The organism is Streptomyces sp. NPDC054866 (assembly GCF_053610745.1).
The window spans coordinates 204,126-224,078 of record NZ_JBSGZA010000011.1 but is presented as its reverse complement, the minus strand read 5'-3'; the positions used below and the strand labels follow the sequence as shown (position 1 = coordinate 224,078).

16 protein-coding genes are annotated in these 19,953 nt (G+C 71.7%); 12 read left to right on the top strand and 4 right to left on the bottom strand.

What is annotated here, in order from left to right; all coding sequences use genetic code 11:
- Positions 1–6 precede the first annotated feature (6 nt).
- Genes ACWGI2_RS38860 through ACWGI2_RS38850 form a run of 3 tightly spaced genes read left to right on the top strand, consistent with a single transcriptional unit; the run spans position 7 to position 2,977 of the window.
- Complete coding sequence (locus ACWGI2_RS38860; protein ID WP_453399220.1) at positions 7–1,050, top strand: FecCD family ABC transporter permease; 1,044 nt, start codon at positions 7–9, stop codon at positions 1,048–1,050.
- A complete protein-coding gene (locus tag ACWGI2_RS38855) occupies positions 1,047–2,075 on the top strand; it encodes a FecCD family ABC transporter permease (RefSeq protein ID WP_453399221.1) in 1,029 nt (342 codons plus the stop codon). The genes ACWGI2_RS38860 and ACWGI2_RS38855 overlap by 4 nt, the downstream gene beginning before the upstream one ends.
- A gap of 32 nt (positions 2,076–2,107) precedes the next feature.
- The gene (locus tag ACWGI2_RS38850) at positions 2,108–2,977 is read left to right on the top strand and encodes an ABC transporter ATP-binding protein (protein WP_453700600.1); all 870 of its coding nucleotides are present in this window, start codon (positions 2,108–2,110) and stop codon (positions 2,975–2,977) included.
- Here ACWGI2_RS38850 and ACWGI2_RS38845 read toward each other — a convergent pair.
- The gene (locus tag ACWGI2_RS38845; protein ID WP_160504212.1) at positions 2,961–3,308 is read right to left on the bottom strand and encodes an alkyl sulfatase C-terminal domain-containing protein; all 348 of its coding nucleotides are present in this window, start codon (positions 3,306–3,308) and stop codon (positions 2,961–2,963) included. The genes ACWGI2_RS38850 and ACWGI2_RS38845 overlap by 17 nt on opposite strands.
- Positions 3,309–3,350: 42 nt before the next feature.
- On the opposite strand from ACWGI2_RS38845, the gene ACWGI2_RS38840 reads away from it, so the two are divergent.
- The 3 genes from ACWGI2_RS38840 to ACWGI2_RS38830 are packed head-to-tail and all read left to right on the top strand — an operon-like array spanning position 3,351 to position 5,420.
- Entirely contained in the window at positions 3,351–3,680 is a 330-nt protein-coding gene (locus ACWGI2_RS38840) for a hypothetical protein (RefSeq protein WP_453399224.1), read from the top strand.
- A 7-nt stretch (positions 3,681–3,687) separates the two neighbouring features.
- Positions 3,688–4,503, top strand: coding sequence for a TlyA family rRNA (cytidine-2'-O)-methyltransferase (locus ACWGI2_RS38835; RefSeq protein ID WP_160504211.1), 816 nt, complete (start codon positions 3,688–3,690; stop codon positions 4,501–4,503).
- An 11-nt stretch (positions 4,504–4,514) separates the two neighbouring features.
- The gene (locus ACWGI2_RS38830; RefSeq protein WP_453700598.1) at positions 4,515–5,420 is read left to right on the top strand and encodes an NAD kinase; all 906 of its coding nucleotides are present in this window, start codon (positions 4,515–4,517) and stop codon (positions 5,418–5,420) included.
- A 78-nt stretch (positions 5,421–5,498) separates the two neighbouring features.
- Here ACWGI2_RS38830 and ACWGI2_RS38825 read toward each other — a convergent pair whose 3' ends face one another.
- Positions 5,499–6,848, bottom strand: coding sequence for an FtsX-like permease family protein (locus ACWGI2_RS38825; protein WP_453700596.1), 1,350 nt, complete (start codon positions 6,846–6,848; stop codon positions 5,499–5,501).
- Between the two features lie 207 nt (positions 6,849–7,055).
- Here ACWGI2_RS38825 and recN point away from each other — a divergent pair, with 207 nt between their 5' ends.
- The 3 genes from recN (at position 7,056) to ACWGI2_RS38810 (ending at position 11,047) form a co-directional block, all read left to right on the top strand.
- Positions 7,056–8,783, top strand: a complete 1,728-nt coding sequence (gene recN / locus ACWGI2_RS38820; protein ID WP_453700620.1) for a DNA repair protein RecN — start codon at positions 7,056–7,058, stop codon at positions 8,781–8,783.
- Between the two features lie 159 nt (positions 8,784–8,942).
- A complete protein-coding gene (locus tag ACWGI2_RS38815; RefSeq protein ID WP_453700594.1) occupies positions 8,943–9,728 on the top strand; it encodes a hypothetical protein in 786 nt (261 codons plus the stop codon).
- A gap of 182 nt (positions 9,729–9,910) precedes the next feature.
- On the top strand, positions 9,911–11,047 hold the full coding sequence (locus tag ACWGI2_RS38810; RefSeq protein ID WP_453700593.1) for a glycosyltransferase family 4 protein: 1,137 nt from the start codon (positions 9,911–9,913) through the stop codon (positions 11,045–11,047).
- Between the two features lie 16 nt (positions 11,048–11,063).
- Here the strand turns inward: ACWGI2_RS38810 and ACWGI2_RS38805 are convergent, their stop codons facing one another.
- Positions 11,064–12,701, bottom strand: a complete 1,638-nt coding sequence (locus ACWGI2_RS38805) for a PucR family transcriptional regulator (RefSeq protein ID WP_453700591.1) — start codon at positions 12,699–12,701, stop codon at positions 11,064–11,066.
- A gap of 159 nt (positions 12,702–12,860) precedes the next feature.
- Here ACWGI2_RS38805 and ACWGI2_RS38800 point away from each other — a divergent pair, with 159 nt between their 5' ends.
- The gene (locus ACWGI2_RS38800) at positions 12,861–14,372 is read left to right on the top strand and encodes an APC family permease (protein ID WP_453700589.1); all 1,512 of its coding nucleotides are present in this window, start codon (positions 12,861–12,863) and stop codon (positions 14,370–14,372) included.
- Between the two features lie 11 nt (positions 14,373–14,383).
- The gene (locus ACWGI2_RS38795) at positions 14,384–16,072 is read left to right on the top strand and encodes a flavin monoamine oxidase family protein (protein ID WP_453700587.1); all 1,689 of its coding nucleotides are present in this window, start codon (positions 14,384–14,386) and stop codon (positions 16,070–16,072) included.
- Here ACWGI2_RS38795 and ACWGI2_RS38790 read toward each other — a convergent pair.
- Complete coding sequence (locus ACWGI2_RS38790) at positions 16,069–17,880, bottom strand: glycoside hydrolase family 15 protein (protein WP_453399233.1); 1,812 nt, start codon at positions 17,878–17,880, stop codon at positions 16,069–16,071. The genes ACWGI2_RS38795 and ACWGI2_RS38790 overlap by 4 nt on opposite strands.
- 412 nt (positions 17,881–18,292) lie before the next feature.
- Between ACWGI2_RS38790 and ACWGI2_RS38785 the strand changes: the two genes are divergently transcribed.
- Positions 18,293–19,942 (top strand): CTP synthase, encoded by a 1,650-nt coding sequence (locus ACWGI2_RS38785; RefSeq protein WP_453399633.1) that lies wholly within the window; start codon positions 18,293–18,295, stop codon positions 19,940–19,942.
- Positions 19,943–19,953 lie beyond the last annotated feature (11 nt).

Below are 19,953 nucleotides of genomic sequence, written 5' to 3'. Positions count from 1 at the left end.
AACCTGGTGTTGGTCGACAGTCCCCCCGAAGCCAGCGCGGAGAGTGCCCCCGCGCCACCCAACCGCCGTGCGATACGCAGTGCCGGGCTCCTCGTCTCGGTCTGTGTGCTGCTGCTCGTCGTCGTGGCGAGCATCGCGGTCGGTGCGAAACAGATGTCCCTGGACCAGGTCTGGCACGGTCTCTTCCAGGACACCGGGACGTACGGCGATGTCGTCGTCGGAGAGCGGCTCTCGCGGACGCTGCTCGGCGTGCTCGTCGGCGTGGCCCTCGGCCTCGCGGGCGCCGTCCTCCAGGCACTGACGCGCAACCCCCTGGCCGACCCCGGACTGCTCGGCATCAACCTCGGAGCTTCGGCCGCCGTCGTCACCGCCATCAGCTTCTTCGGCGTCACCTCACTGAGCGGCTACGTGTGGTTCGCCTTCGCCGGAGCGGCAGTTGTCGGCGCCGCCGTCTACGCCCTCGGCGGGACCCGCAACGCGACGCCCGTACGGCTCGCGCTCGCCGGCACCGCGCTGAGCGCCGCGCTCTACGGCTATCTGCAGGCCGTGATGATCACGGACAACGCCGCGCTCAACAAGATGCGCTTCTGGACGGTCGGTTCGCTGGCCTCCGCCAAGAACGAGACCATCCTTCAGGTCCTGCCCTTCCTCGTGATCGGCATCGTGCTCGCGCTCGGCCTCGCCCGGCCGCTCAACGCCATGGCCATGGGCGACGACACCGCCCGCGCTCTCGGCGCCCATCTGAACCGCACCCGCGCCCTGTCCATGGCCGCCGCGACCCTGCTCTGCGGGGCGGCGACCGCGGCCTGCGGGCCCATCATGTTCGTCGGCCTGATGGTGCCGCACGTCGTGCGCTCCTTCACCGGGCCCGACATGCGCTGGATCCTGCCGTACGCGGCGATCCTCTCGCCGGTCCTTCTGCTCGGCGCCGACGTCATCGGGCGCATCGTCGCGCGCCCCGCGGAACTTCAGGTCGGCATTATTACCGCGTTGATCGGCGCTCCGGTCTTCATCTTTCTCGTACGACGGCGGAGGCTGGCTCAGCTGTGAAGGCGATACGCACCCGGGGCGGGCTCAGCTTCCGCCTCGACGTCCGCACGGCCGTGGTCGTCGCCGTGCTCATCCTGGCCGCGCTCGCCGCGAGCGTCGTCCTGATCGGCACCGGCGACTTCCCCATCCCCGCCGCCGACGTCATCCGCACCCTGCTCGGCAACGGAGACGCCGGGCAGGAGTTCATCATCAACGACCTGCGCCTTCCGCGGGTCCTCGTCGGCCTCCTCGTGGGGGCCGCGCTCGGGCTCGGCGGCGCGATCTTCCAGTCCATCTCCCGCAATCCGCTGGGCAGTCCGGACATCCTCGGCCTCGGCCAGGGGTCCACCGCGGGCGCGCTCATCATGATCGTCCTCTTCCAGGGCAGCGCGGTGCAGGTCGCCGGGGGCGCGCTCGTGGGCGGTCTGGTCACCGGCTTCGCGATCTACGTGCTCGCCTGGAAGCGGGGCGTGCACGGCTTCCGGTTCGTCCTGGTCGGCATCGGTGTCTCCGCCTTCGTCACCGCGATCAACGGCTATCTGCTCACCAAGGCGGACATCGTCGACGCCGCCCGCGCCGTCGTCTGGATGACCGGCTCCCTCAACGGCCGGGACTGGGACCAGGTCTGGCCGCTGCTCGTCCTGTGCGCGATCCTCGTACCCCTCGTCATGACGTACGCGCGTCCGCTGCGGATGCTGGAGATGGGCGACGACGTCGGGTACGCGCTCGGCGTGCCCGTCGAGCGCACCCGCATCGTCCTGATGGGCTCGGCCGTGCTGCTCGTCGCCGCCGCCACCGCCGCGGCGGGCCCCGTCAGCTTCGTCGCGCTCACCGCACCGCAGCTGGCCAGGCGGCTCACCCGCTCGCCGGGGCCGAACCTGCTGCCCGCGATGTTCATGGGCGCCACCCTGCTGATCGTCGCGGACTGGGCATCACAGCGGGCCTTCGGCGCCGACCAGCTGCCCGTCGGCGTGGTCACGGGAGTGCTCGGCGGCATCTACCTGCTGTGGCTCCTCGTCATCGAGCGCAAGGCGGGGCGGATATGAAGACGCGCACGCCCGTGAGAACGCGTACGGCCATGAACACGAACACCTCTGAGAGCACCGACAGGCAGGAGCGTGCCGCAGTGAACCGGCTCATCGCGGACGACGTGACCCTTGGCTACGACCAGCGCGTCATCGCGGAGAAGTTGTCCGTCGAGATCCCCGACAACTCCTTCACGGTGATCGTCGGCCCGAACGCCTGCGGCAAGTCCACCCTGCTGCGCGCCCTGTCGAGGATGCTCAAGCCCTCTGCGGGGCGCGTCCTGCTCGACGGCAACGTCATCCAGTCGATGCCCGCGAAGAAGGTGGCCCGGACGCTCGGCCTGCTCCCGCAGTCGTCCATCGCGCCCGACGGGATCACGGTGGGCGACCTGGTGGCGCGCGGCCGCTACCCCCACCAGGGGCTCCTTCGCCAGTGGTCGGCGCAGGACGAGCGGATCGTGGGCGAGTCCATGGCCTCGACCGGCGTCGCCGAACTGGCCGATCGCTATGTCGACGAACTCTCGGGCGGCCAGCGTCAGCGCGTCTGGATCGCGATGGCGCTCGCCCAGCAGACCCCGCTGCTGCTCCTGGACGAGCCGACGACGTTCCTCGACATCCAGCACCAGATCGACGTCCTCGACCTGTGCGCCGACCTCCACGAGGAGCAGGGCCGCACGCTCGTCGCCGTCCTGCACGACCTCAACCACGCGGCCCGGTACGCCACCCACCTCATCGCCCTGCGCGACGGCGAGGTCATCGCCGAGGGCGCGCCGTCCGACGTCGTCACGACGGAGCTGGTGCGGGACACCTTCGGGATGGACTGCCAGATCATCGACGACCCTGAGACCGGGACACCGCTGGTGGTGCCGGCGGCTCGGCGGGTGCGGACAAAGAGCGCGGCTGCGGCTAAAGCAGCGACCTGAGCCGGAGCAGGTCGCGCAGGCCCGCCTCCAGCTTGACCCGGCCGGAGGCCCAGGCCTTCGCGAAGTTCAGCTCGCCGTCGACCATCGCCACCAGATCGTCGCCGGACATGGTGAGGCGGATCTCGGCCTTCTCGCGAGGAGGGCCGGGATGCGTGTCGAGCACCGTGATCCGGCCGTTCTCGAGACGGCCCGTGAAGGTCACGTCGAGATCGGTGATGCGGCAGCTCAGCGAGCGGTTGAGCGCGGCGGCACTGCGCACGCCGCCTTCGGCGCCCGCCAGATTGTCCGAGAGTTTGTCGAGCGCCGTCCGGCACTCTTCGATCGTCGCCATCGTGATCGACGGTACCGCAGCGCTTCGCGGTAGCGTCGGGGCATGAACGACTCGTTGCCGGGCCCCGAGCCTGAGCAGGTGGAGCCCGAGGCCGCCGAGGTGCAGGCGGAGACGTACGACCCCGTCGGGCCCGCGCCCCTCGGGGTGGAGCGTGTCCCGACCGGGGACGCGGAGGTCGACGGCCTGCTCCGGCGCCTCGGCGACGCCGACCACCTCGCCACGGACGGCCACATCGAGGTGTACGAGGATGTACACCGGGGACTGCGTGACGCGCTGACCGCGCTCGACGCACACCCCGGGCCGCCCGCGCCCTCACCCATGGGGACGCACGCGGCTCCGCAGCAGCACTCACCCTCGTACAACAGGAGCTGAACAGAACGTGGCAGGAGTGGCACGCCGCCGCCTCGACGCCGAACTGGTCCGGCGCAAGCTGGCGCGCTCGCGCGAGCACGCCAGCCAGCTGATCGCCGCCGGGCGTGTGACCGTCGACAAGAACACCGCGACGAAGCCCGCCACGCAGGTGGAGACCGCCGCGGCCATCGTGGTCGCGAACGACGACAGCGATCCCGACTACGTATCGCGCGGCGGCCACAAGCTGGCGGGCGCGTTCGCCGCGTTCGTGCCGCAGGGTCTGGTCGTCGAGGGGCGGCGCGCGCTCGACGCGGGCGCGTCCACCGGCGGTTTCACCGATGTGCTGCTGCGCGCGGGCGCCTCGGGCGTCGTCGCCGTGGACGTCGGTTACGGCCAGCTCGCCTGGTCGCTGCAGAGCGACGACCGGGTCACCGTCAAGGACCGTACGAACGTACGGGAGTTGACGCTCGAAGCCATCGACGGGACCCCCGTCGACCTGGTCGTCGGCGACCTGTCGTTCATCCCGCTCGGCCTGGTGCTGCCCGCTCTCGTGCGCTGCGCCGCCCCGGACGCCGACCTGGTGCTGATGGTCAAGCCGCAGTTCGAGGTCGGCAAGGAACGCCTGGGCAGCGGCGGTGTGGTGCGCAGCGCGGCGCTGCGGGCCGATGCCGTACGCGGTGTGGCGCGCCAGGCGTGGGGGCTCGGGCTCGGTGTGCGTGGCGTGACCGCGAGCCCGCTGCCCGGACCTTCCGGAAATGTCGAGTACTTTCTGTGGCTGCGTGCCGGGGCGCCCGAACTCGACCCGGCGGACGTTGACCGTGCCGTGGCGGAGGGGCCCCGTTGACTCAGGACCGAGTGACCCAGACCCGAGCTCGTACCGTTTTCCTGCTCGCGCACACCGGGCGGCCTGCCGCCATCCGCAGTGCCGAACTCGTCGTCCAGGGGCTGCTGCGCAGCGGCATCGGCGTACGGGTCCTGGAGGCGGAGGCGGCCGATCTGCCGCTGCCGCCCGAGGTCGGCACGGTGAAGGAGGCCACCCCGCAGTGCCTCGACGGCTGTGAACTGCTCGTCGTGCTCGGCGGCGACGGCACGCTGCTGCGCGGCGCCGAGTTCGCCCGCGCCTCCGGGGTGCCGATGCTCGGCGTGAACCTGGGCCGGGTCGGCTTCCTCGCCGAGGCCGAGCGCGACGACCTCGACAAGGTCGTCGACCGGGTGGTGACGAGGGCGTACGAGGTCGAGGAGCGGATGACCATCGACGTCGTCGTGCGCAGCAACGGCGATGTCGTGCACCGCGACTGGGCGCTCAACGAAGCCGCCGTGCAGAAGATGTCGGCCGAACTGATGCTTGAGGTCGTCCTGGAGATCGACGGGCGTCCGGTCACCGGGTTCGGCTGCGACGGCATCGTGTGCGCGACGCCGACCGGATCCACCGCGTACGCCTTCTCCGCGGGCGGGCCCGTGGTGTGGCCGGAGGTGGAGGCGCTCCTGATGGTGCCGATCAGCGCTCACGCCCTGTTCGCCAAGCCCTTGGTGACCTCGCCGGACTCGGTGCTCGCCGTCGAGGTCCAGCAGCACACGTCGCACGGGGTGCTGTGGTGCGACGGGCGGCGGACCGTGGAACTGCCGCCGGGCGCGCGGGTGGAGGTCCGCAAGGGCGAGGTGCCGGTGCGGCTCGCGCGGCTGCATCACGCGTCGTTCACCGACCGCCTCGTGGCGAAGTTCGCGCTGCCGGTGTCGGGGTGGCGCGGGGCGCCGCACTAGCGCTCCGCTGGGGGAGGCGGACTCAGCTGCGGGTCCGTCGTGGCTGAGCGCGCAGTTCCCCGCGCCCCTTCGGGACGCTTACGTTGCCTGCACCACAGAGATCGCCCGGCGTCGCAACACGCTCGCCACCGGGAGGCCTGTGGCGAGCAGCGTGAGCAGCAGCGTGCCCGTCGCTATCCCCGTCGGCACGGCCCACGGCAGGTGGGGGAGCGACGAGCCGAAGGCCGTGCTGAGGATGGGGGCCAGTGTGCCGAGCGCTATCGCTGTGCCGAGCAGCAGCGCCGTCCCCGCGACGACCACGGCCTCCCAGGCCGCCATCGCCCGCACCTGGGCGCGCTGACTGCCCACCACCCGCAGCAGCGCGACGTCGCGGCGGCGCTCGAAGGAGATCATGGCGAGGGTGTTCGCCGCGGCGATCGAGGCGAAGCCCGCGTAGAGCCCCGTGCCCACATAGTCGAGCCAGACCTCGCCCGTGCTGCCCGCCGAACCTGTGTAGTGCTGTGCCGTGGTGTGCATGCCGATCTTGGTCAGGCCGAAGCCCACGACCAGGACGAGCGGCACGACCGCGGCGGAGAAACGGCGGGGCTGCGAGCGGACGTTGAGCATGGCCAGGCGTGCGCTGCCGCCGAACCGGCCCACCAGCGCGGAGACCAGCCAGGCCGCGGGCCCGATGATCCGCGGGCCGAGCAGCCCCGCGCCGACGCAGAAGAGGATCAGGACGAGGAAGGCGCCCTCGCTCGCCTCGGCCGCGGGCTGCTTCGACAGCAGTACGGAGACGGCGCAGGCCCCCGCGACCGCGATCAGGCCGAGCGGCGCCCGCAGCATGCCGAGCCCCCGCCGCCCGGTCGCCGCCTCGCTCAGGGCGCGGGCCGGGCGAAGCAGCGAGAACCGCAGCGCCGAGAGCAGCGCGGCGAGCGTCGTCGTCACCACGGCCACGCCCAGGCACACCGGCAGGGCGACCCAGCCGAACCGGAAGTCCGCCTCGGCGGGGAGCAGTCCGTGCGACACCATGCCCGCGTGCCACCACCGCGCGCCGAAGCCGCCGAGGACGAAGCCGGCGAGCGCCGCCGGGATCGACGCGGCGAGGGCCTGAACGGCCACCGCGCGGCGGACCTGACGGGGCTTGGCGCCGATGGAACGCACCATGGCCAGCTCGCGGTGCTGCTGCGTGACGGCCGTACCCATCGTCGACGCGACCACGAATATCGACATGTAGATCGATCCGATGAGAAGGACGACGGCCATGTCGCCGACGCCGTTCTCGGTGATCTGCCTGCGTGCCCGCGCGGAGAGCCCTTCGGTGCCCGTCGTGCCGAGCATCATCGTCGATGCGCTCACCACGGTCGCCGCGAAGAGCGCGGCCACCGCCGTCCCCACAAATGCCGGGCGATGCGCGCGCAGCGCCGCCTGTGCCAGTCCCGTTCCCATATTGATCATGGTGGGGTGCTGGGTCATCCGTGCACCAGGAGGCTGACAGGAAGATCATGGTGGGGTAATCCCCACCCCCTGCGAGTGACAGCGTCCGTTCGGTCCGCCTTTGCCACCTGCGTCTTCGTGGAAGGAAGGTGGAAGGAGACCAGGGGCCGTCGCACACCTGGCCCATGACCTCGTAAGGTCGTGTCCGTGTTGGAGGAGATGCGGATACGGTCGCTCGGAGTCATCGACGACGCGGTGGTCGAGCTGTCGCCGGGGTTCACCGCCGTGACCGGCGAGACCGGTGCGGGCAAGACGATGGTGGTCACCAGCCTTGGCCTGCTGCTCGGCGGACGCGCGGATCCCGCTTTGGTGCGGATCGGCGCCAAAGCGGCGGTGGTGGAGGGGCGGATCACTGTGCCCGCGGATGCCACGGCTGCCGTGCGCGCGGAGGAAGCGGGGGCCGAACTCGACGACGGTGCGCTGCTGATCAGTCGTACGGTCTCGGCGGAGGGGCGCTCCCGTGCGCACCTCGGCGGCCGGTCGGTCCCTGTGGGTCTGCTGTCCGAACTCGCCGACGACCTCGTCGCGGTGCACGGCCAGACGGACCAGCAGGGCCTGCTCAAACCGGCCCGGCAGCGCGGGGCCCTCGACCGGTACGCGGGCGACGCGGTCACCGTGCCGCTGGCCAAGTACACGGCCGCGTACCGCAGGCTGCGGGCCGTGACGACCGAGGTCGACGAGATCACCACGCGTGCGCGTGAACGGGCCCAGGAGGCCGATCTGCTGCGCTTCGGCCTCGACGAGGTCGCGGGCGTGGAGCCGCGCGAGGGCGAGGACACCGAACTGGCCGCCGAGGCCGAGCGGCTCGGCCACGCGGAGGCCCTCGCCTCCGCCGCCACGGCCGCGCACGCCGCGCTCGCGGGCATCCCCGAGGACCCCGAGGGTGTCGACGCCACGACGCTGGTGGCGGGCGCCCACCGGGCGCTTGAGGCGGTGCGTTCCCACGACCCCGCCCTGGCCGCGCTTGCCGAGCGGATCGGCGAGATCGGGATTCTGCTGGGCGATGTGGCGGGCGAGCTCGCGGGGTACGCCGATGACCTCGACGCCGATCCACTGCGCCTCGCGGCGGTCGAGGAACGGCGGGCCGCGCTCACCCAGCTGACCCGGAAGTACGGCTCCGACATCGACGCCGTGCTCGCCTGGGCCCAGGAGGGGGCCGCGCGGCTCACCGAACTCGAAGGTGACGACGACCGTCTGGAGGAGCTGACCGCCGAGCGGGACGCGCTGCGGGCTGAACTCGCCGGACTCGCACAGGCGTTGACCGATGCGCGGCAGGAGGCGGCGTCGCGGTTCGCGGCGGCCGTCACCGAAGAGCTGGCCTCGCTGGCGATGCCGCACGCGCGCGTGACGATCGACATCACCGCCACGGAGGTGGCGGACGACGCGGACGGTGTGCCGGTCGACGGCCGACTCGTCGCGTACGGCCCTGCGGGCGTCGACGAGGTGGAACTCCTCCTTGCCCCGCATCCGGGCGCCCCGCCCCGGCCGATCGCCAAGGGCGCGTCCGGCGGTGAGCTGTCACGCGTGATGCTCGCCGTCGAGGTGGTCTTCGCGGGCACGGATCCGGTGCCGACGTACCTCTTCGACGAGGTCGACGCCGGTGTCGGCGGCAAGGCCGCTGTCGAGATCGGCCGCAGGCTGGCCCGCCTCGCCAAGTCGGCGCAGGTCGTGGTCGTGACGCATCTGCCGCAGGTGGCGGCGTTCGCCGACCGGCAGCTGCTGGTCGAGAAGACGAACGACGGGAGCGTCACGCGCTCCGGAGTGTTGGTGCTTGAGGGGGAGGACCGGGTGCGGGAGCTGTCCCGGATGCTGGCGGGCCAGGAGGACTCGGAGACCGCGCGGGCACATGCGGAGGAACTGCTGGCGACGGCTCGGGGGGACGGGTAGCGGGCGGGGGCTCCTTTCGGGCGGGGGCGCCTTTAAGCGGGGGTGCCTTGTGTGCCGCCGGTCACCGGCTTCGCCGAGTTCGTCCTCAAACGCCGGACGGGCTGAGACGCCGGATCCCGGCGGTCAGGCTGGAGTTTCAGCCCCCGTACCCTGATGCGCATGATCAAGCGCACCTCTGCCCGGCGTCTCCCGGCCCTCCTCGGCGCGGCCGCCGTCACTCGCGCGGCCACCGCCGCGTTGCGTTCGCGCGCCCCCGGTGGGACCGACCGGTGGCAGCGGACGAACTATGCCGGGCGGGCAGTGGAGTTGTACGCCGGGCCCGCCGCCGCCCTTGGTGCGGCGGCGGGAGTCGTGGCTCTGCCCGCAAGGACCCGTGCCGCCGCCGCGCTCGCCGTGCTCGCGGCGGGGGCGTGCGGGGCGTACGACGATGCTGCGGGGGACGGTGATCCGCGCCGGGGCTTTCGCGCGCACCTCGGTGCGCTGCGGGGCGGCGAAGTGACCAGCGGGGCCGTGAAGTTGTTCGGGATCTCCGCGGCGGGGCTCGCCGCCGGTGCGCTGCTCAAGGAGCGGCCCGTGGACAAGCTCCTTGCGGGCGTCGTGATCGCGGGTGCTGCCCACTTCGTCAACCTCGTGGACGTACGCCCCGGAAGGGCCGCCGGAGCCGTGGTCGCGCTGGGGGCGCCGGGTCTGCTGCGTGAAGGCGCCGCCGGGGCCCTCGCAGCCGCCTCCGTGGGCGCCGCGGCGGCCGTGCTGCCGGAGGACATCGGGGAGCAGGCCATGATCGGCGACGTGGGAGCGCATGCCCTGGGCGCGGCGCTCGGCGCGGCCGTCGTCGCCGGTAACGGCCGCGCGGGGCTCGCCGTGCATGCGGCGGCTCTTGTCGCGGCGGCCGTCTACGGAGAGAAGGTCAGCGCCGGCGCGGTGGCGGGGAGCTCGGCCGCCTAGCGTCTCCTCCGTGCCGTGCCGAAGCCGCCCCAAGATCCCCGTTGCCCTCACCCGTGTGGGTGATCCGGCTCAGGGAGTTGCCCGCCCCGACACGGAAGAGGCCTTTCGGCGGTGCCGGAACGTCCGTACGGACTGGCATCCTTGGCGCAGCCCCCCGACGCCGACCCAGGAGCCCCGGCTACGTGAGCCACGTGAGCAGCCACTCACCGCACGGTCAGACCCCCCTGCACACCGTGCAAGTACTGGGCGGTGGCAGCGCGGGCAGCAGTGCCCACGTCAGGTCGCTCGCCGCGGGCCTCGCCGCGCGGGGCGTGCGGGTCACGGTGTGTGCCCCCACCGAAGCGGTCGGCGCCTACGACCTGACGGGGACCGGCGCCCGGCACGTCCACGTACCGCGCAGCAGCGACCCCGCGTCCGTCGCCTCCCTCCGTCTGGCCTGCGCCGACGCCGACCTCGTGCACGCGCACGGACTGCATGCCGCACTCCGCGCCGCCCTCGCGCTCACCGGCCGCCGTGTCCCCCTCGTCGTCACCTGGCACACGCGCGCGCACGCGGAAGGAGCGCGCGCCCACGTTCTGCGCCTCCTGGAGCGACGCGTCGCCAAGGCCGCCGCCGTGGTCCTCGGCACCTCGTCCGACCTCGTGGACCGCGCCCGCAGCAGGGGCGCGCGGGACGCCCGCCTCGCCCCCGTCACGTTCCCCGCGCCGCGGCCCGCGGCCGGGCCGGCCGAGGATGCCGAGGGGCTGCGCCACAAGGCCCTCGCCGAACTCGGCGCCGTCGGGCGGCCGTTGATCGTCACCGTCGGCACCCTCGAACGGCAGCAGGGCTACGACGTCCTCCTGGAGGCCGCGCGCGCGTGGCGCCACCTCGACCCCCTGCCGGTCCTCGTCATCGCCGGTGAAGGGCCCGAGCGCGGCGCCCTGCAGCGCCGTATCGAGAGCGAAGGCCTTCCGGTCCGGCTCGTCGGGCGGCGCGACGACGTGCCGGAGATGCTCGCGGCGGCCGATCTCGTGGTGCTGCCCACCAGTTGGGAGTCCCGCTCCGTGCTCGCCCAGGAAGCCCTGCACGCGCGCGTGCCGCTCGTCGCGACCTCTGTCGGCGGCATCCCCGAACTGGTCGGCGACGCCGCCGTCCTCGTCCCGTACGGCGACGCCGAGGCCCTGGCCACCGCCGTCGCACGCCTCCTCGCCGACCCCGCGCTCAGGGAGCGGCTCAAGGACAAGGGCACGGCCCAGGCGGCGACATGGCCGACCGAGGACGAAACGGTCACTCAAGTCCTCAGCGTCTACGACGAGTTGACGCAGCCTTTCGCCACGTAGCTCCGGCGCGGGGCCGCTACGCCACGTGCCTGCGCGCCCGCAGCGCCAGGCTCAGCGCGAGCACCGTCTGCGGGTCGTCCAGGTCCGTGCCGAGGAGTTCACTGATCCGGGCGAGGCGGTTGTAGAGCGTCTGACGGTTCAGGTGCAGTTCGCGCGCCGTCTCCGCCTTGCGTCCCGCATGGGCCAGATACGTCTGGAGGGTGGGCAGCAGCGGTGGCTTCGAGCGCCGGTCGTGGGTGCGCAGCGGGCCGATCGCGCGGTCCACGAATGCCGCCAGCGCCGAGTCGTCGTAGTTGTGCAGGCGCCACAGCAGCAGGTCGATGTCCAGGCGCCGCGCGTCGTACCAGGGGCGGTCCGAGAGGCCCTGCGCCGCCGTCGCCGTCTCCGCCGCGTGCCGCAGCCCCGCCGACGCCGCCGCCCAGCCGCCCGCCACCCCGACCACCACGACCGGCGGCAGCGCCCCGGCCCGCTGCATCCCCGCCCGCTCCACGCCCGCCCGCAGCGCGGCGGCGACCCGGTCGGCCACCGCGGTGCGCTCGGATTCCGTACGGAGTCCGAGGAGCAGCGGGACCCGCCCCTCGACCGGACGTACGCCGAGCAGCACCGGCACGCCCACCGCCGCGAGCTCCTCCGCCACCGCCCGCGCGAGCACGGCCCAGCCGCCGCCAGGCGGCAGCCCGTCCGCGAGCCGCATCACGACCGGGAGCAGCGGGCTCTCGCCGGGCTTGAAACCGAGCACCCGCGCCTGGGCGGGCGCGTCGTCGGCCAGGATCCGCCCCTCCGCCAGATCGGTCAGGAAGTCGCCCCGGCCCCGCGCGGCGAGCTCCTCCTCCTGCCGGGCCTGCATCAGGACCACCGCGAGCGAGCCCGCGGCCCGCTCCGCCGCGATCCGGTGCACCGGAAGCAGCGCGGACTCCACCGCGAGCAGCACGAGCCGGGCGCGCACCGAGCCGGAGCCGGGACCGCCGCCCGGCACCTCGACGAGCAGCGCGCCCGCGGGCGGCCCGTCCTTGTGCTGACCCCGCAGCCCCTCCCACACCTGGAGCGGATCGGCACACTCCGTGCCCGCCCCGGCGGCGTACAGAAGCTGCCCGTCCGCCGTCTCCAGGAACACCGGGTTGCCGCTGAAGTCCGCGAGGACGTTGAGGACCTGGGGTACGCCGCCCCCGCCGAGCAGCGCCTCCGTGCAGCGCCGGTGGACCTCGTCGGCCCGCTGGAGCAGCGCGTAGTGGCCGTTGACGATCTCGGTGTGCACCTCTTCGGTGACCGTCACGAAGGGCACCTCGCGGTGCAGCTGCACCAGCGGAAGCCCGGCCGCGCGCGCCGTCTCCACGATCGCGGCGGGGAGCCGTGTGAAGCGCGGGCCCAGCTCCACGACGAGCGCCGCGATGCCGCGCTCGGCGAGCTTGCGCACGAAGACGCGCTGCTCGGCGGGGCGTGCGCCCAGGCCGAGGCCCGTGGTCAGGAGCAGCTCGCCGCCCTTGAGGAGCGATGCGATGTTCGGCACCTCGCCCGCGTGCACCCACCGCACCGTGCGCTGCAGCCGTTCCGCGCCCGCGACGACTTCGGGCAGCCCGCCGCGAAGACCCGGAAGTTCCAGGGCACGCTGCACGGTGATGCCGCCCTGAGTGCCCTGCGTGCCCTGACTTTCCATGGGGCGGACGGTACCTGCGCATTCGTTCCGGGAACATCTCCGGCCCGTTACGGGAATGATCTGATCCGCTCATAACCCGACAACTCGTCGCCCCGGAACGTCAATTGCGCGACCTCCTGTCGGTTGTGGCGTACGTCACTCCACGGAAGGGTGCCCGCCATGCCAGAGCAACCCACCACACCCGAGGTCCACCGTCTCAAGGCGAACTCCGTCGGCCTCGTCGGCGTCGTCTTCATGGCGGTCGCCACCGCCGCGCCCATCACGGCGATGACCGGCAACCTCCCCATCGCCGTCGGCGCGGGCAACGGCACCGGAGCCCCCGCGGGCTATCTCTTCGCGACGCTCGTCCTGACCGTGTTCTCGGTCGGATACGTCGCCATGGCCAAGCGGATCACCGCCGCCGGCGCCTTCTACGGCTACATCTCGCACGGCCTCGGCCGCATAGCGGGCATGGCGTCCGGGATGCTCGCCGTCCTCGCGTACGTCGTCTTCGAGGCGTCGATCGTCGGTGTCTTCGCGTACTTCGCCAAGACCACCGTCCATGATCAGCTCGGCGCCGACCTGCCGTGGATCCTCTACGCGGCCGCGATGCTCGCCGTCACCGTCGTCCTGTCGTACTTCGACATCAACCTCACCGCCAAGGCGCTCGGCGTGATGCTGGTCGCCGAGATCGCGGTCCTCTTCGCCGTCGCCACCGCCGTACTGATCCACGGCGGCGGCCCCGACGGCATCCCCGTCGAGCCGATCAACCCGAAGAACGCCTTCACCGGCACATCGGCAGGACTCGGCCTCTTCTTCGCCTTCTGGTCCTGGGTCGGCTTCGAGTCCACCGCCATGTACGGCGAGGAGTCCCGCAACCCCAAGAAGGTCATCCCGCGGGCGACCCTCATCTCGGTCGTCGGCGTCGGCCTCTTCTACATCTACGTCTCCTGGATGACCATCGCGGGCAACGGCCTGACCGGTTCGGTGAAGGTCTCGCAGTCCACAAGCCCGCTCGACCTGTTCTTCGACCCGGCCCGCTCCTTCATCGGGGCCTGGGCCGTCGACACCTTCCAATGGCTCCTGATCACCGGCTCGTTCGCCTGCGGGATGGCCTTCCACCAGTGCGCCTCGCGCTATCTGTACGCGATCGGGCGCGAGGGATTCCTGCACCGCGGCCTCGGCCGCACGCACCCCAGGCACGGCTCCCCGTACATCGCCTCCTACGTCCAGTCCGCGATCGCCGTCGCGCTGGTCGCCGCCTTCTGGCTCACCGGACAGGACCCGTACATCCACCTCTACACGCTGCTCGCGATCCTCGGCACGATGGCGATCCTCATCGTGCAGACCCTCTGCTCGTTCGCCGTCATCGGCTACTTCCGCAAGAACCACCCCGAGGACCGGCACTGGTTCACGACCCTGGTCGCCCCGCTGCTCGGCGGCATCGGCATGATCGCCGTCGTCGTCCTGCTCGTGATCAACATGGACACCGCGGCGGGCAGCGCCGCCGACTCCCTCTTCTTCAAGGCCATCCCCTGGATCGTGGGCCTCGTCTTCTTCGGGGGCCTCGGCCTCGGCCTGTATCTGCGGGCGAAGCAGCCCGCCCGCTACGAGATCATCGGCCGGATCGTCCTGGAGGACGCGGCCGAGCGCGCGAACGACACCGAGTCCACGACGTCCGCCACCGTCTGAGGAGATCTGCCGTGTCCCGTACGAACCCGATGCACGCCTTGAAGCAACTGGCCGCGGCGCACACCGAGGCCCGGCGCCGCGCGGTCCCCGTCGACGAACTCCGGGGCACGGCTGACCTCCGGGGCAACGCCGGACTCCGGGGCGCCGCCGGACTCCGGGGCGCCGCCGCCTCGCCCGGCCGAAGAACGGTCCTCAGAGGGGCGGCCGCCGCGGGCCTCGCGATCGGCGCCGGTGCGGCGGCCGCTCCCCGCGCCAGGGCCGCGACCGGCAAAGGCGCACCCCGCATAGCCGTCGTAGGAGCCGGGATATCGGGCCTCACCGCCGCTCTCACCCTCCATGACGCGGGCCTGAACTGCACGCTCTACGAAGCGAATCCCGACCGGGTCGGCGGCCGCGTGCACACCCAGCGCGGCCACTGGGCGTACGGCCAGACCTCCGAGATCGGCGGCGAGCTGATCGACACGAGCCACAAGAAGATCCTGGAGCTGTGCCGCCGCTTCGACCTCCCCGTCGAGGACTTCCTCGGCGGCGGACCGCGCGGCGCGGAGGAGATCCTCTGGTTCAACGGCGCCTACTACCCGCGCGCCCAGGCCGACGAGGACTTCAAGGAGGTCTACCAACTCCTGCGCCGCGACCTGTCGGAGGCGGGCGAGGTCTTCTGGAACCGGAGCACCCCGGCAGGCACGGCCCTGGACAACATGTCGATTCATGAGTGGATCGACTCCCGCGTCCCCGGTGGGCACGGCTCCCCGCTCGGCCGCTGGTTCGACGTCGCCTACAACGTCGAGTACGGCGCCGACACCACCGACCAGTCCGCGCTCGCCCTCGTCCTGCTGATGGGTTACCAGACCAATCCGGGGCACTTCAATATCTGGGGCCTGTCCGACGAGCGCTACCACATCACCGGCGGCAACGACCAACTCCCGCGCGCCATCGCCGACTTCCTGCCCGACGGCACCCTGCGCCCCGGCTGTGCGCTGACCGCCGTACGCGCCGACGCCGACGGCACCCAGACCCTCACCTACACCGAGGCGGGTGCCACGCGCACCGCCACCGCCGACCACACGATCCTGTGCGTACCGCTGCCGGTGCTCAAGCAACTCGACCTCACCAAGGCCGGGTTGGACGCCCGCATGACCAACCTGCTGCGTGACGCCCGCATGGGCCACTGCACCAAGCTCAACATGCAGTTCGGCAGCCGCCCCTGGCGCGGCACCGGCGCCTGGCCGGGAGTGAGCGCCGGTGACTGCTTCACCGACGCCGACTTCCAGCAGACCTGGGACACCACCAAGCTCCAGCCGGGCACCGGCGGCATCCTCATCCAGTACGGCGGCGGCACCCTCGCCCGATCGCTGTCACCGGCGGGCCCGTTCAGCACCGAGTCGGACCCCTACGTACGCGACCTCTCCACCCGGTACCTCGGCCAGATCGACCAGGTCTTCCCCGGCACCAGGTCCGCCTGGACGGGCAGGGCCCAGCTCTCCGCCTGGCACAAGGACCCCTACGCCCTCGGCGCCTACTCGTACTGGCCCGTCGGCTATCTGCACCGCTACGCCGGCTACGAAGGCACACCGCAGGGCCCGCGGGGCACCCTCCACATCGGCGGCGAGCACTGCTCCTACGACTTCCAGGGCTTCATGGAGGGCGGCGCGACCGAGGGAGAGCGCGCCGCCCGGGAGGTCATCGGGAAACTGGCCTAGCCGCCGTACGCCCCGGAGGCCGTCAGCCGCAGTGCCGTGTCGATCAGCGGCACGTGGCTGAACGCCTGCGGGAAGTTGCCGACCTGGCGCTGCAGCCGCGGATCCCACTCCTCGGCGAGCAGCCCCAGGTCGTTGCGGAGCGCGAGCAGCTTCTCGAAGAGCTTGCGGGCCTCGTCGACCCGGCCGATCATCGCCAGGTCGTCCGCCATCCAGAACGAGCAGGCCAGGAAGGCGCCTTCGTCGCCCTCAAGACCGTCCACGCCCGCGTCGTCCCCCGCGGTCGGATAGCGCAGGATGAAGCCGTCCGACGTCGAGAGCTCCCGCTGGATCGCCTCGATCGTGCCGATCACGCGCTTGTCGTCGGGCGGCAGGAAGCCCATCTGCGGGATGAGCAGCAGCGAGGCGTCCAGCTCCTTCGAGCCGTACGACTGCGTGAACGTGTTCCGCTCCTTGTCGTAGCCCTTCTCGCAGACGTCCCGGTGGATGTCGTCGCGCAGGTCGCGCCACTTGTCCAGGGGGCCGTCCGCGTCGCCGGACTCGATGAGCTTGATCGTGCGGTCGACGGCGACCCAGACCATCACCTTGGAGTGCACGAAGTGGCGGCGCGGGCCGCGCACCTCCCAGATGCCCTCGTCGGGCTGGTCCCAGTGCGTCTCCAGATACCGGATCAGCTTGAGCTGGAGCAGTGAGGCGTAGTCACTGCGGGCCAGGCCCGTCATGTGCGCCAGGTGCAGGGCCTCGGTGACCTCGCCGTACACATCGAGCTGGAGCTGGTGCGCGGCGCCGTTGCCGGCCCGGACCGGTGTCGAGCCCTCGTACCCCGGCAGCCAGTCCAGCTCGGCCTCGCCGAGCTCACGCTCGCCCGCGATGCCGTACATGATCTGGAGGTTCTCGGGGTCGCCCGCCACCGCGCGCAGGAGCCACTCGCGCCAGGCGCGGGCCTCCTCGCGGTACCCGGTGCGCAGGAGCGAGGAGAGCGTGATGGCGGCGTCGCGCAGCCACGTGTAGCGGTAGTCCCAGTTGCGGGAGCCCCCGATGTCCTCGGGCAGCGACGTCGTGGGCGCCGCGACGATGCCGCCCGTGGGGGCGTACGTCAGGGCCTTCAGCGTGATCAGGGAGCGGACCACGGCCTCGCGGTACGGGCCGTGGTACGTGCAGTGCTCGACCCACTCCCGCCAGAAGTCCTGCGTGGCCACGAGGGCGTTCTCGGGCTCGGCCGGCGCGGGCGGCTCCTTGTGCGAGGGCTGCCACGAGATGGTGAACGCGACCCGGTCACCGGGCGCGACCGTGAAGTCCGAGTACGTCGTGAGGTCCTTGCCGAAGGTCTCGGCCGACGTGTCGAGCCACACCGAGTCGGGCCCCGCGACGGCCACCGTGCGCCCGTCGACCTTGTGCACCCAGGGCACCACGCGGCCGTAGCTGAAACGCATCCGCAGGGCGGAGCGCATCGGCACCCGGCCGCTGACACCCTCGACGATCCGCACGAGCTGCGGCGCGTCCGTGTCGCGCGGAGGCATGAAATCGGTCACGCGGACCGTGCCGCGCGGGGTGTCCCACTCGGATTCCAGGATCAGCGAGTCGCCGCGGTACGTGCGCCGCGCGGCTGTCGGCGGTGGTGCGTCGGGGCTGTGAGCGGGCCCGAGGCGCCAGAATCCGTGCTCCTCCGTGCCGAGCAATCCGGCGAAGATGGCGTGCGAGTCGAAGCGGGGCAGGCACAGCCAGTCGACTGTGCCGTCCCGGCAGACCAGGGCAGCGGTCTGCATGTCTCCGATGAGTGCGTAATCCTCGATGCGCCCGGCCACGTGCATCTCCAGTCAAACGGCCACGTCGCCCTCTCGGGGGCGCTCGCTCTACGGTCAAGGCTTCGCTGTAAAACGAACTGCACGAGTCTCTTGTTCCGGGGGACGGACGGGGGTGGTTGCCGTTAGTCGGACCGGCTCGGCAGCGAGTGTCCGAGCAGGATACGACGCACCTAGGTGATCTGCGCGCCGCTCCCGGCAACCGGCCTGCGCCGAACGGGTGAGCGCCAGGTGAGGGAGGTGTGACGTGAGTGCCCGAGCGTGGCCGGAAGCAGCCTCGCCCGGTCGCTGATACCCTGGTAGCCCGTGAGCCGGTGGTCATTGAACCCCCGAACCGCAGCGACGGCACCTCCCCAGAATCCCAGGTGAGGGTGCCGGTACGCACCCTTCAGACCGCGACCACGGGAGCCCCCTCTTGGCCATGCAGCCAAAGTCCACGACGACCAAGCACATCTTCGTCACCGGGGGTGTCGCCTCTTCCCTCGGCAAGGGTCTGACTGCCTCGAGCCTGGGTGCGCTCCTCAAGGCGCGCGGCCTGCGCGTCACCATGCAGAAGCTCGACCCGTACCTGAACGTCGACCCCGGGACGATGAACCCGTTCCAGCACGGCGAGGTGTTCGTCACGAACGACGGCGCCGAGACCGACCTGGACATCGGCCACTACGAGCGCTTCCTGGACGTCGACCTCGACGGCACGGCGAACGTCACCACCGGCCAGGTCTACTCGCAGGTCATCGCCAAGGAGCGGCGCGGCGAGTACCTCGGTGACACGGTGCAGGTCATCCCGCACATCACGAACGAGATCAAGCACCGCATCCGCCGCATGGCCACCGACGACGTCGACGTCGTCATCACGGAGGTCGGCGGCACGGTCGGCGACATCGAGTCCCTGCCGTTCCTGGAGACCGTCCGTCAGGTCCGCCACGAGGTCGGCCGCGACAACGTCTTCGTCGTGCACATCTCGCTGCTGCCCTACATCGGCCCGTCCGGTGAGCTGAAGACCAAGCCGACCCAGCACTCGGTCGCGGCCCTGCGCAACATCGGTATCCAGCCGGACGCCATCGTGCTGCGCGCCGACCGCGACGTGCCGACCGCCATCAAGCGCAAGATCTCGCTGATGTGCGACGTCGACGAGGACGCGGTCGTCGCCTGTGTCGACGCCAAGTCGATCTACGACATCCCGAAGGTCCTGCACACCGAGGGCCTCGACGCCTACGTGGTGCGCAAGCTCGACCTCCCGTTCCGCGACGTGAACTGGACCCAGTGGGAGGACCTCCTGGACCGGGTGCACAACCCGAACCACGAGGTCACCATCGCGCTGGTCGGCAAGTACATCGACCTGCCCGACGCCTACCTCTCGGTGACCGAGGCGCTGCGCGCGGGCGGCTTCGCCAACCGCGCCCGCGTCAAGGTCAAGTGGGTCACCTCCGACGACTGCAAGACCCCGGCGGGCGCCGCCAAGCAGCTGGCCGACGTCGACGCGATCTGCATCCCGGGCGGCTTCGGCGACCGCGGCGTGACCGGCAAGGTCGGCGCCATCACCTTCGCCCGCGAGAACAAGATCCCGCTGCTCGGCCTCTGCCTCGGCCTGCAGTGCATCGTGATCGAGGCCGCCCGCAACCTCGCGGACATCCCCGACGCCAACTCCACGGAGTTCGACTCCGCGACCGCCCACCCGGTCATCTCGACCATGGCGGAGCAGCTGGACATCGTCGCGGGCGAGGGCGACATGGGCGGCACGATGCGCCTGGGCATGTACCCGGCGAAGCTCGCCGAGGGTTCCATCGCCCGCGAGGTGTACGACGGCAAGGAGTACGTCGAGGAGCGCCACCGTCACCGCTACGAGGTGAACAACTCCTACCGCGCCGAGCTCGAGAAGAAGGCCGGCATCCTCTTCTCCGGCACCTCCCCGGACGGCAAGCTCGTCGAGTACGTCGAGTACCCCCGCGAGGTCCACCCCTACCTGGTCGCCACCCAGGCGCACCCGGAGCTGCGCTCGCGCCCGACCCGCCCGCACCCGCTCTTCGCGGGCCTGGTGAAGGCCGCCGTGGAGCGCCAGACGGGTAAGTAACACAAGAGCGA

What these genes read in the sequence shown, in the direction of transcription:
- ACWGI2_RS38850 (WP_453700600.1), top strand. Translation starts at nt 2,108, where the DNA reads ATGAACACGAACACCTCTGAGAGCACCGACAGGCAGGAGCGTGCCGCA.
- ACWGI2_RS38845 (WP_160504212.1), bottom strand. Translation starts at nt 3,308, where the DNA reads ATGGCGACGATCGAAGAGTGCCGGACGGCGCTCGACAAACTCTCGGAC.
- ACWGI2_RS38840 (WP_453399224.1), top strand. Translation starts at nt 3,351, where the DNA reads ATGAACGACTCGTTGCCGGGCCCCGAGCCTGAGCAGGTGGAGCCCGAG.
- ACWGI2_RS38825 (WP_453700596.1), bottom strand. Translation starts at nt 6,848, where the DNA reads ATGGGAACGGGACTGGCACAGGCGGCGCTGCGCGCGCATCGCCCGGCA.
- recN (WP_453700620.1), top strand. Translation starts at nt 7,056, where the DNA reads ATGCGGATACGGTCGCTCGGAGTCATCGACGACGCGGTGGTCGAGCTG.
- ACWGI2_RS38815 (WP_453700594.1), top strand. Translation starts at nt 8,943, where the DNA reads ATGATCAAGCGCACCTCTGCCCGGCGTCTCCCGGCCCTCCTCGGCGCG.
- ACWGI2_RS38805 (WP_453700591.1), bottom strand. Translation starts at nt 12,701, where the DNA reads ATGGAAAGTCAGGGCACGCAGGGCACTCAGGGCGGCATCACCGTGCAG.
- ACWGI2_RS38800 (WP_453700589.1), top strand. Translation starts at nt 12,861, where the DNA reads ATGCCAGAGCAACCCACCACACCCGAGGTCCACCGTCTCAAGGCGAAC.
- ACWGI2_RS38790 (WP_453399233.1), bottom strand. Translation starts at nt 17,880, where the DNA reads ATGCACGTGGCCGGGCGCATCGAGGATTACGCACTCATCGGAGACATG.
- ACWGI2_RS38785 (WP_453399633.1), top strand. Translation starts at nt 18,293, where the DNA reads ATGCAGCCAAAGTCCACGACGACCAAGCACATCTTCGTCACCGGGGGT.